This window comes from Streptomyces sp. NPDC054956 (assembly GCF_053609185.1).
The window spans coordinates 1-10,442 of the sequence record NZ_JBSGXB010000275.1; the positions used below are offsets into that span (position 1 = coordinate 1).

At 73.9% G+C, this 10,442-nt stretch carries 9 protein-coding genes and 2 pseudogenes; 7 read left to right on the forward strand and 4 right to left on the reverse strand.

Going from position 1 to position 10,442, the window contains the following annotated elements; translation table 11 throughout:
- Together ACWGDE_RS30690 and ACWGDE_RS30695 are read left to right on the forward strand one after the other, a co-directional pair.
- The coding region (locus ACWGDE_RS30690) for a hypothetical protein (protein WP_453392291.1) at positions 1-2,750 on the forward strand (2,750 nt) is incomplete at its 5' end.
- Positions 2,747-3,769 carry an ABC transporter ATP-binding protein gene (locus tag ACWGDE_RS30695; RefSeq protein WP_453392292.1) on the forward strand — a complete coding sequence of 341 codons (1,023 nt, stop codon included), beginning with the start codon at positions 2,747-2,749 and terminating at the stop codon, positions 3,767-3,769. The genes ACWGDE_RS30690 and ACWGDE_RS30695, both read left to right, overlap by 4 nt.
- A 20-nt stretch (positions 3,770-3,789) precedes the next feature.
- Here the strand turns inward: ACWGDE_RS30695 and ACWGDE_RS30700 are convergent, their stop codons facing one another.
- On the reverse strand, positions 3,790-4,545 hold the full coding sequence (locus tag ACWGDE_RS30700; protein WP_453392293.1) for a hypothetical protein: 756 nt from the start codon (positions 4,543-4,545) through the stop codon (positions 3,790-3,792).
- Between the two features lie 50 nt (positions 4,546-4,595).
- On the opposite strand from ACWGDE_RS30700, the gene ACWGDE_RS30705 reads away from it, so the two are divergent.
- The gene (locus ACWGDE_RS30705; RefSeq protein WP_453392294.1) at positions 4,596-5,000 is read left to right on the forward strand and encodes a hypothetical protein; all 405 of its coding nucleotides are present in this window, start codon (positions 4,596-4,598) and stop codon (positions 4,998-5,000) included.
- Between the two features lie 86 nt (positions 5,001-5,086).
- A complete protein-coding gene (locus tag ACWGDE_RS30710) occupies positions 5,087-6,571 on the forward strand; it encodes a condensation domain-containing protein (RefSeq protein ID WP_453392295.1) in 1,485 nt (494 codons plus the stop codon).
- 42 nt (positions 6,572-6,613) lie between these two features.
- Here the strand turns inward: ACWGDE_RS30710 and ACWGDE_RS30715 are convergent.
- Both ACWGDE_RS30715 and ACWGDE_RS30720 read right to left on the reverse strand, forming a co-directional pair.
- Positions 6,614-7,840 (reverse strand): annotated as a pseudogene (locus ACWGDE_RS30715) (RNA polymerase sigma factor); the annotation flags it as partial.
- 66 nt (positions 7,841-7,906) lie between these two features.
- Entirely contained in the window at positions 7,907-8,266 is a 360-nt protein-coding gene (locus tag ACWGDE_RS30720; RefSeq protein ID WP_453392296.1) for a YciI family protein, read from the reverse strand.
- Positions 8,267-8,482: 216 nt separating this feature from the next.
- Here ACWGDE_RS30720 and ACWGDE_RS30725 point away from each other — a divergent pair, with 216 nt between their 5' ends.
- Complete coding sequence (locus tag ACWGDE_RS30725) at positions 8,483-8,857, forward strand: DoxX family protein (protein WP_453392297.1); 375 nt, start codon at positions 8,483-8,485, stop codon at positions 8,855-8,857.
- Positions 8,858-8,989: 132 nt separating this feature from the next.
- On the opposite strand, the gene ACWGDE_RS30730 is transcribed toward ACWGDE_RS30725, so the two are convergent.
- Positions 8,990-9,259, reverse strand: coding sequence for a hypothetical protein (locus ACWGDE_RS30730; RefSeq protein WP_214951747.1), 270 nt, complete (start codon positions 9,257-9,259; stop codon positions 8,990-8,992).
- A 116-nt stretch (positions 9,260-9,375) separates the two neighbouring features.
- Between ACWGDE_RS30730 and ACWGDE_RS30735 the strand changes: the two genes are divergently transcribed.
- Positions 9,376-9,714: a thioredoxin family protein gene (locus ACWGDE_RS30735; RefSeq protein ID WP_453392298.1), complete on the forward strand. Its 339-nt coding sequence runs from the start codon at positions 9,376-9,378 to the stop codon at positions 9,712-9,714.
- A 144-nt stretch (positions 9,715-9,858) separates the two neighbouring features.
- A pseudogene (locus ACWGDE_RS30740) lies at positions 9,859-10,442 on the forward strand (cytochrome P450); the annotation flags it as partial.

Sequence of the window (10,442 nt, forward strand, 5' to 3'; positions counted from 1 at the left end):
CCCCCGACGGGACGGCCCCGCGCGGGACGGCCCCGGCGGGCGGCACGCCGCACGGGACGCCTCGGCCCGCGCCCTGGGTGCGGACCCGGCTGCGCGCGACCCCGCTCGCCACCCTGCTCGGCGCGGCCCTGGCCTTCGTCGCCGTGCTGCTGGCCGCCGCCCTGCCGCGCGCCACGGACCGGGGAGCGGACCAGGCCCTGCGCTCCTTCCTGGAGTCCCGCGGCCCGAGTCCGACCAGCCTGTGGGTCAGCGCGCCTCCCCGCTACGGGGACCAGACCCCCCAGGACGTGGACGACGTACTGGCGACCCTGCTCGCCGGCACCGGTCCGCGGTTCGAAGTCGCGCCCTCCGGCCCCGTCCACGGTTCCTCGGCTGACTCCCGTGCGATCACCAACCCCGGGCTCGCGGCCCCCGACGGCATGCCTCCACAGCTCTCCCTCTACAACCTGCGCGAGGCCACCGACCACGTCCGGCTGGTGGAGGGCCGCTGGCCCGGCGCCCCCGCGCCCGACGGAGCGATACCCGTAGCGCTCTCGCAGAGCGCGGCGCAGTCGATCGGTGCCCGGCTCGGGATGGTGCTGGAAGCCCCCGCGGGCCCGTCCGGAATGCTCAAGGCGGAGGTGGTCGGCCTCTACACCGCGAACGACGAGGACGACGTCTACTGGACCGACCTCGGCTGCCTGACCCACGCCTGCCTCACGCGCACATCGAGCCGCCCGCCGCTGAGGTTCTGGCAGACCTCTGCCCTCATCGGCCCCGAGTCCCTGGACCGGCTCGGCGAATGGGGCGAGGGCCGCGCCCGGGACTTCTGGCGCATCCCGGTCGACACCCGGAATCTGCGCGCCGACCAGATGCCCGCCGTCGCCAAGGAACTCGCGTCCTACGTGACCGGCCCGACCGCGGCGCGCCTGCGCAAGGACACCCACCGGCCCGAGCTGGAGCTCACCTCCCGCCTTCCCGAACTGCTCACACAGGCCAAGGTCCGACGGCAGGCGGCCGCGCCGCTCGCCGCGATGGGTCCGGCCGGCGTGGCCGGGGTCGCGTTCGTCGTGTTCTGCCTGGCGGCCGGGCTCACCGGCGACCGGCGGGAGAGCGAGCTGCGGCTGCTGCTGGCCCGCGGCGGATCGCGCGCCGGGATCGTGCGCAGGCTGCTCGCGGAGAGCGCCGTCACGGTCCTTCCGGCCGCCGCGCTCGCGACGGCCCTCGCCGTGTTCCTGCTGCCGACGCCCCGGTCGGCGGGGACCGTGCTCGCCGCGTCGGCCGCCACGCTCGTGACGCTGCTGGCCTTCCCCGTACGGGCCTTCGTGCTGCTGTCTCCGCGGCGCGGGCCCGGCCCCCGCCGGCGCCTGGTCGGCGAACTGCTCGTGCTCGCCGCCACCGTGGCGGCCGTGTTCGAGGTCCGCTCGCGCGGGGTCGCACCGGCCGGCGCCGGGGTGGACCCGCTGCTGATCGCCGCGCCGCTGCTGCTCGCGCTCTGCGGCGGCCTCCTGCTGGCCCGGATCCAGCCCGCCCTGGTGGGGTCACTGGCCCGGGCGGCCGGGCGGGGTCCGGGGCTGGTCGGCTTCCTCGGGCTGGCCCGCGCCGCGCGCGGCACCGGGGGCGCGTCGCGCCCGTCCGTGCTCCCGCTCGTGGCGATGCTCCTGGCCGTCACCACCGGCGGCTTCGGCGCCACCGTGCTGACCGCGGTGGCGGACGTGCGGCTCTCGATGGTCCGTCAGGCGATCGGCGGCGACGCGCAGATCGCGGTGCCCGGCGGCACCCTCCCCGAGTCCCTGACGAAGGCCGCGAACGCGCTGCCCGGCGTACGGTCGGCGGTGAGCGTGTGGACCGACGACGACGCCTTCCTCGTCGGCACCAAGCAGGGCTCCACCCAGGTCGCCGTCGTGATCGCGGACCCGGCGGATTACGCCGAACTGTCCCGGGCCTACGGGCGCGGCACGTTCGATCCGGCGGCGCTCTCCGCGGGCGCCCCCGGCGCCCCGGTGCCCGCGCTCGTCACGGGCGACCTCGCCGCGGAGGGCGTCGACTCCTACCTGCTGCGCCTGGACGCGGGCAACGTCCAGGTGAAGGTGGCCGGGGTCATCGACGGTACCCCCGCCCGGCCGAGCGCCAAAGCCACCACGGTGGTGGTGCCGGCCGGTCCCATCGCGGCCGCCCTGCCCAAGCTGGGGCTTCCCGACCGCTGGTACGCACTGGGCCACGTCGACAAGCAGCGGCTGGAGGAACTCGTGCGCACCGCCGACCCGTCGGCGCCCGCCGACCTCTACCGCGTCCGCACCAGCGCCGCCGAGGCCGCCGAACTGGGCTCCGACCCGCTCCAGCGCTCGGCCGAGCGGCTGTTCTGGGCCTCCCTCGCCGGCGCGGCCGGATTCGCCGTCCTGGCGGTCCTGCTGACCCTGGTCCGCGCCGCCCCCGACCGCGCCGCGCTGCTGGCACGGCTGCGCACGATGGGCCTGCGCCCCCGGCAGGCGGTGCTGCTCATCCTCACGGAGTCGGTGCCCCTGGCACTGGCCGCGGCGCTCGGCGGCGCCCTGGTCGCGGCGGGCGCCGTCGCCCTGCTGGGACCGGCCGTGGACCTGTCGACGCTGGTCGGCACGAAGGTCCCGACGGGCCTGCACGTCCTCCTGCGGCCCGTACTGACCCAGGCGCTGGGCCTGGCCGTCCTCGTCGCGGGGGCCGTGCTCGCGGAGGCGGCGATCTCCGGCAGGCGACAGATCACGACCGAGTTGAGAGCGGGAGACCAGCGGTGAACACCGACCAGCCCACGTACGACGAGCTGCGGCGGCAGGCACTGGCCGCGGCCGCGCCCCGCCGCCACGGCGCGGACACGGCCATCGCCTGCGACCGCCTGGTGCGGATCTTCAGCACGGACGGGGTCGAGGTGCAGGCCCTGCAGGGTCTGGAGCTGACCGTGGCCCAGGGCGATCTGATGGCCCTGGTCGGCGCCTCCGGCAGCGGCAAGTCCACGCTGCTCAACATCCTGGCGGGCCTGGACGTGCCCACGGCCGGCACCGCCAGCGTCGGCGGCTACGACCTGCTGGAGATGTCCGCGCGGGAGCGGCTGCGCTACCGCCGCGAGGCGGTCGGCTTCGTGTGGCAGCAGACGGCCCGCAACCTGCTCCCCTTCCTGACGGCCGCGCAGAACATCGCCCTGCCGATGCAGCTGAAGGGCAACCGGCGCGGCGCCGCCAAACGCCACGCGGTCCGGACCGGAGAGCTCCTCGAAGCCCTGCAGATCGGCGACCTGGCGGGCCGCCGCCCCGCCGAGCTGTCGGGCGGCCAGCAGCAGCGGGTGGCCATCGCGGTCGCGATGGCGAACGACCCGGCGGTGCTGCTCGCCGACGAGCCGACCGGCGAGCTGGACTCCGAGACGGGCGGGGCGATCTTCGAGGCGTTCCGCACCGTCAACCGGGAACTGGGCGCCACCGTGGTCATCGTGACCCACGACCCGCTCGTCGCGGGCGAGGTCCGCCGTACGGTGGCGATGCGCGACGGGCGCACGAGCAGCGAGGTGCTGCGCCGTACCGTCACCGACGAGCACGGCGCCGAGTCGGTGAGCGAACGCGAGTACGTGATGCTCGATCGCACCGGCCGGGTGCAGCTTCCGCAGAAGTTCCTGGAGGCGCTGGGCATGGAACACCGGGTGGCGGTGGACCTCGCCGCGGACCACATCGAGCTGCGCCCCGACGACGCGTCCGCCTCGGCGCCGGACGGCTCGGCGCCGGACGCCCCGACGCCGGACGGCTCGGCCGAGGCCGCCTCGGGCTGACCGCCTCCCGGCGGGGACGTTCAGCGCGTGCGCGGTTCCCGGGCCGCCGCCTCGTCCGCCTCTTCCCGGATGTACCCGAACACCTGGCGCAGCGGCTCGCCGGGGAAGGCCTCGCGGGCGGGTCCGTGGTCCCGGAGCCGGAAGGGCGCGGGCTCGGTCGGGGTGAGCATGAGGATCAGGGGCTGGACGCCCGCCTGGTGATAGGCCGCCAGTTTGTGGTGGCCGTCGAGGAGGTAGGCGGCGATGGACTCCTCGTGGGGGCGCAGGGCCACCAGCGCGGGCCGCGCGCCGTCCCGTATCCGCCGCGCGTAGCCGCGTACGGCGTCCGCGTCGGACGGGGGCCAGCTGTCGGTGGTGAGCAGGGCGAGTTCCTCGTCGGGATACCAGTGCTCGATGTGCCCGGGGCGCGGGTGGACCAGGCGCATCACGTGCGGGGCCGGGGCCGCGGTCATCGCGTAGCGGCCGGGGGCGAGCAGCGAGAGCAGGGGCCGCAGCCGTTCCGGGTCCGGCGGCAGGAAGTGCCCGGTGCGCGGGTCCACGTCGAGTTCGGGGGCGGCCAGCCATTGCGTGAGCGCCTTGACCTCGGCGGTGCCGGGCGCGTCCCGGCCGGTGGCGCGCGAGGCCAGCCAGCCGACGCTGCCGTAGCAGTCGCAGCCCTCCAGCAGGACGGGCCGGCCCGCGAGGATCAGGAAGCTGGCCCCGTCGTTGCCGGTGACCTCGATGATGCCGAGGCCTTCGGGTACCTCGCAGACGACGGCGACAGGTTTGGTGGGCACCGGCCCAGTCTGCCAAAGTGCGGAACAGGGAGAGGGAGGGGGTCGCGGCGATGACCGAGCCATGGGTGACCACACTGGTCAACAGCATTCTGTACAACACGATGTATCACAGCGACTGTTCGGAGCTCGACGACGATCTGGTCCGCTGCTACGCACACGCCATGCGGGTGGAGCCGGTCAGCGACGCGCCGCTGTCCCGCCAGGCGGCGGGCCTGCGCGCGGTGGTCGCCTCGGACGCGAAGCTGGCGAGGTTCGAGCCGTATCCGGGGCAGCGCCCGTTCAGCGAGGCCGAGCTCCGCGACTTCCTGACCCGCATCGCGGACGAGGTCGACCGGAACCACGCCTCGGACGAGGCCGCCCCGGGCCCTGTCGAACCCGGCCCGTACCGCCTCCCGGACAGCCCCGCCGCGCAGCGCCCGAGGGGCCTGCGGGCGCTCCTGCGCCGCCGTCGCTGAACGGCGGAACCCCTGGTGCGCGTCACTTCCGTGGCCCGGGTGTCGTTAGGGCCTCGGGGTTGACTGGGGGTCGAAGGGATGACGGAATGCGGCAGTTTCCTCTGGAGATGCACCACATGGCACCCGGCCGGGTCGTCGAGTGGCGGTTGCGGTCCACGTCGGCGCGGGCCGGCGTTCCGGGCGGCACGGCGGACAGGAGGGCTTCCTTCAATCAGGACAAGCACTTCACCGTCGCCGAGGAGAGCCGCGCCGCCGACGACCCGGTCGCGTCGTGGATCGCGGTCACCTTCGAGGTGACGGGCGCGCTCGACGAGGACGCGCTGACCCGCTCGCTGCTCGCGTTCGTGCGCCGGCACGAGGTGCTGCGCTGCGAGTTCCGGCGGCTGGCGGGCGAGTTGGCGTGCGCGCCGATCCCTGCCGGTGAACTGGCCCTGGACACCGTGCAGGTGGCGTCCTTCGACCGGACCGAGGAGCTCACGGGCTTCCTCGTCGAGCGGTTCAAGCGGAGCATCGACACCCTGTCATGGCCCCTGTTCACGATGGGCGCGGTGCTCCGCGAGGACTCGGCGACGGTCTACCTCGCCTTCGACCACATCGTCTGCGACGGAATGTCGATGCCGATCGTGGTCCAGGAGGTGCAGAGCGGTTACGATGCCTCGCGCCGCGGCGAGCACCCCGACGCGGCGCCCGCGCCGAGCTATCTCGACTTCGCCGAGGAGCAGCGCCGCCGCTACCTCTCCATCGACGCCGACGACGAACGCCTGGGCTACTGGAAGGAGTTCATCGCGCGCAGCGGCGGCGACTTCTTCCCGCGCTTCCCCCTCGAACTGGGCGTGGAGCCGGGCCGGATGTACTCGATCGTCAACGAGGCCTCCCCGCTGCTGGACGCCGGTGAGGCAGAGGTCTTCGAGAAGGCGTGCCTGGCGGTCGACGGCAAGCCGTTCATGGGGGTGCTCGCCGCCGTCGCCGTCTGTCTGCGCGAGGCGGGCGGGCCGGGGGTCTACCGGGGGTTCATGCCGGTGAGCGAGCGCGGCCGCGCCGCGTGGACCAACTCGGTGGGCTGGTTCGTCAACACCATGCCCATCGAGTTCGACGCCTCGCCGGGCCGGGACTTCGAGCAGGTCATGGCCTCCGTACGGGCCGGTTTCACGGAGATGATCGGCCATGTCGACGTGCCGTTCGTCCGGGCCTGGGAGCTGCTCGCGCCCCGCGAGTTCGCCGCACGCTCCTGGCCGTACCCGGTGAACTTCTTCTCGTACATCGACATGCGCAAGTGCCCGGGCGCCGAGCGCCACGAGGACTGGCGGCCCACCTCCCACGTGTGGTCGGCCCAGGCCAACGGCGCGTGCTCCTGGTTCCAGCGGGACGCGGACGGGCTGCACATGAACTCGATCTACTCGGACACCCCCGTCGCCCGCCGGACCATGGACGGCTTCCTGGAGGCGTTGCGCGAGACGGTCCGGGAGATCGCCCGTCACGGCTCCTTCCGCCGCCCCATCGCGCTGACCCCGCCGCGCCGCCCGGCGGCGCGGACCCCGCTCGACGTGGCGGCGTTCGCCCGCCGCCGCTGAGCCCGCAGCCGCCGATCCCGCGGGGCCCGGGGGGCAGCCGGCCAGCCGGGCGGCGCGCTCCCGGAGCAGGTCCTGCTCCCGGGCGTTGCGGGTGAGCGAGGCGGCGCGTTCGAACTCGGCGCGGGCCTCCGCCGGCCGGCCGAGGCGTTCCAGCAGGTCGCCCCGTACGCTCGGCAGCAAGTGGTAGGCACGCAGGGACGGTTCCTCCATCAGGGCGTCCACCAGGGGCAGCGCCGCCGCCGGGCCCTCGGCCATGGAGACGGCGACGGCCCGGTTGAGCTCGATCACCGGCGAGGGCACCAGCAGGACCAGCCGTCCGTAGAGGGCCGCGATGGCCGCCCAGTCGGTGTCCTCGTACCGGACCGCGTCGGCGTGACAGCCCGCGATGGCGGCCTGCAGGGAGTACGGGCCGGTGCCCGCGCGGTGCAGGGCCTCGACCCCGCGCCGGATCAACAGCCGGTTCCACTTGGAGCGGTTCTGGTCGGCGAGCAGCACCGGCTCGCCGCCCGGTCCGGTGCGGGTGGCGATCCGGGAGGCCTGGAACTCCAGGAGCGCCACCAGCCCGTGCACCTCGGGTTCCTTGGGCATCAGGCCGGCCAGGACCCGGGCGAGGCGCAGGGCGTCCTCGCAGAGGGCGGGGCGGACGAGGTCGTCGCCGGCGGTCGCCGAGTAACCCTCGTTGAAGACGAGGTAGATGACCTCCAGTACGGAGGCGAGCCGCTCTTCGCGGTCGGCTCCGTACGGGACCTCGAAGGGCACGCCCGCCTTGGCGAGCGCCCGCTTCGCCCGGACGATCCGCTGGGCGACGGTCGGCTCGGAGGTCAGGAAGGCGCGGGCGATCTCCTGGGTCGTCAGGCCGCCCATCAGGCGCAGGGTGAGCGCGATCCGGGCGTCGGTGGCGAGGATCGGATGGCAGGCGGTGAAGATCAGCCGCAGCAGGTCGTCGTCGATGACCTCGGGGTCCACCAGTTCCGCCGGTTCGGCGGGCGGCGGCGCGTCCTCCAGGGACCGGCCGACCTCCGCGAGCTTGCGCGCGTACGTCTCCTTGCGGCGGACGAGGTCGACGGCGCGGTTCTTGGCGGTGGCGGTCAGCCAGGCGCCCGGTTTGTCGGGGACTCCCGACACCGGCCACTGTTCCAGCGCCGCGACCAGCGCGTCCTGGGCGAGCTCCTCGGCGATCCCGACGTCGCGCACGATCCGGGCGACGGTCGCGATGATCCGCGCCGACTCGATCCTGAACACCGCTTCGACCGCTCGGGTCGCATCCACTGCCGTCACGGCCACCCATCAGAGCAGCCGTGACGAGGCAGGGCAAACGGTGCGGCGCGGCGGCCCTCAGCTGTCGGCGATCTGGCGGAGCTCGATTCCGACCGTCCAGTGCTCGGGGTGGACCTCCAGGAAGCGCTTGGTCCACTCCAGCGCCTCGTCCTTGTCCTTGCACTGCATGAGGGCGTACCCGCCGACGACCTCCTTGGTCTCGGTGAACGGGCCGTCGGTGTAGCTGAGCTTGCCGCCGGACCAGGTGACCCTGGTCCCCTCGGAGGTGGGGAGCAGACCGGCGGTGTCCAGCATCACCCCGGCCTTGGTGATCTCCTCCAGCAGCGCGCCCATGCGCTGCTCGAAGTCGGCGGGGAAGGGGGTGTCGGGGGTGAGGCTCTGCTCGTCGATACGGACCATGGAAAGGAAGCGCGGCATGGTGACTCCTCGGTCGGGGTGGGCGGTGGGGGTCTTTCCCCCTGCCTCTCACCCCTGCGTCGAACGGGAGACTCCCGGATCGACAGCTCCCCGGGAAATTCTTCAAAGAATCTTCCGGAGCCGCCACCGGAACCGGCTGACCGCTCAACTGCCTCCAACCCCTGCTACTCGCGAGTAGGATCGCCGGGCCCAGGCCCCTCCGAGAGGAACCCCCCGATGCCGCGCATACCCTCCTCGCCCCTGCTGCTGTCCGGTCTGCTGGCCAGTGCGGCGGTGGCGCACGCGGTCGCGCCGAAGCAGTTCGACGCGATCGTGCCGCGCTCGCTGCCCGGCAGCCCGCGCCAGTGGACGTACGCCAGCGGCGTCGCGGAGCTCGCCCTCGCCGTCGGGGTCGCCCACCCGCGCACCCGCCGGGTCGCGGCGCTGGCGACGGCGGCGTTCTTCGTCGGCGTCTTCCCCGCGAACATCAAGATGGCCGCCGACGCCCGCCACCGCTCCCCCACACTGCGGGCCGTGGCGGTCGGCCGGCTGCCGCTCCAGGTCCCGCTGGTGCTCTGGGCCCGCAAGGTCGGCCGGAACGCCGCGAACTGACCTTCCGCCCGTCCGGTGCATCCGGCCGGGCCCCCGCGACCGAAGTGCCGTTCGGAGCCCCCGGTCACACGTCGGCGGATCGGGGGCTCCACCGGGCCGTGCGGTGCTCCCGCCGGCCCGGCCGCCCGCCGGTCAGCGGCTGTCGCCCGTCCAGTCCCAGTGGCCGGGGTCGGCCGCCCGCCGCCGGTAGTGGGCGCGGCCGCCCGGCCCGTAGCGCCCTATCTCCGTCGGGAGGCGGGCCTCCTCCGCGAGCTGCGGGCCGCTCCAGCCCGTGATGTCGAGCAGAAGCCCGTCGAGGGGGCCGCCGACGAGCTCGCCGTAGGCGTGCCCCGGGAGCGGACCCGGGTCGGGGTCGTCGTGGTCGGCGCCGTAGACCCGGCGCCGGAGCATCCTGTCGTCCATGCCGCCAGCTTCACAGACGGCACTGACAACGCCCTGGCCGGGCGATGATGGGAGCCACCTCGCCACCAGCGATGACACAGCACACGGCACAGGACACACGGAGCGGAGCACCACGCATGGCACGTCGGGTACACCAGCCACTGGAGGACCAGGAGTTCGACTTCATCCTCGGCATGACGGACGGGCCGGTGCTCGCCTACTTCTGCGGGACCTGGCCGAAGGCCCTGGAGGCCTGCCGGTCGATGGACGCGGTCGTCGCCGAGCTGGCGCAGGAGTACGGGACGCGGCTGACGGCGGTGCGCGTGGACATCACCCGCTGCCCCGCACAGACCAAGCGGTACGAGGTGACGGGCGCCCCGACCGCCGTCCTCATCGCGGACCGCGAGGCGGTGGCGACCCAGGCCGGGCCGATGACGGGAGCGCAGCTCCGGGAGTTCCTGGACGCCCACCTCTGACCCTCCGGCCCGCGCCGCCCCGCCCCGCCGCTTGCTCCATCTCGGCGAAGGCGAGCAATCTGGCCGAAAGTCACGTGGATCGGATAGGTGCCTGAGGCATGTAATGGTTCCGGCGAAACGGAACCATCGCGTGCGAGGTGCTGTATGTCCGAGAAGACCGTTGCCTTCCCCCAGGACCGGACCTGTCCCTACCACCCGCCGGCGGCCTACGAGCCCCTGCGCGCGGGCCGGCCGCTCTCCCGCGTCACCCTCTTCGACGGCCGCTCCGTGTGGGTGGTCACCGGGCACGCCGAGGCGCGGGCCCTGCTCTCCGACGGGCGGCTCTCCGCCGACCGGCAGAACGTCTCCTTTCCCACGCCCAACAAGCGGTTCAAGGGTCTCCAGAACCGCCGCACGGCGCTGATCGGTGTCGACGACCCCGTCCACAACACCCAGCGCCGGATGCTGATCCCGAGCTTCTCGCTGGGGCGCACGGCCGCGCTGCGCCCCCGGATCCAGGAGACGGTGGACCGGCTGATCGACGCGATGGTCGCGGCCGGTCCGCACGCGGAACTGGTCGGCGCGTTCGCCCTGCCGGTGCCTTCGATGGTGATCTGCGCGCTGCTGGGAGTCCCGTACGAGGACCACGAGTTCTTCGAGAACCAGTCCCGGCGGCTGCTGCGCGGTCCGGAGCTCGCCGACGTGGAGGACGCCCGCGAGCAGCTGAACGGCTATCTGCGCGAGCTCAT

What these genes read in the sequence shown, in the direction of transcription:
- ACWGDE_RS30725 (WP_453392297.1), top strand. Translation starts at nt 8,483, where the DNA reads ATGCCGCGCATACCCTCCTCGCCCCTGCTGCTGTCCGGTCTGCTGGCC.
- ACWGDE_RS30730 (WP_214951747.1), bottom strand. Translation starts at nt 9,259, where the DNA reads ATGGACGACAGGATGCTCCGGCGCCGGGTCTACGGCGCCGACCACGAC.
- ACWGDE_RS30720 (WP_453392296.1), bottom strand. Translation starts at nt 8,266, where the DNA reads ATGCCGCGCTTCCTTTCCATGGTCCGTATCGACGAGCAGAGCCTCACC.
- ACWGDE_RS30710 (WP_453392295.1), top strand. Translation starts at nt 5,087, where the DNA reads ATGCGGCAGTTTCCTCTGGAGATGCACCACATGGCACCCGGCCGGGTC.
- ACWGDE_RS30705 (WP_453392294.1), top strand. Translation starts at nt 4,596, where the DNA reads ATGACCGAGCCATGGGTGACCACACTGGTCAACAGCATTCTGTACAAC.
- ACWGDE_RS30735 (WP_453392298.1), top strand. Translation starts at nt 9,376, where the DNA reads ATGGCACGTCGGGTACACCAGCCACTGGAGGACCAGGAGTTCGACTTC.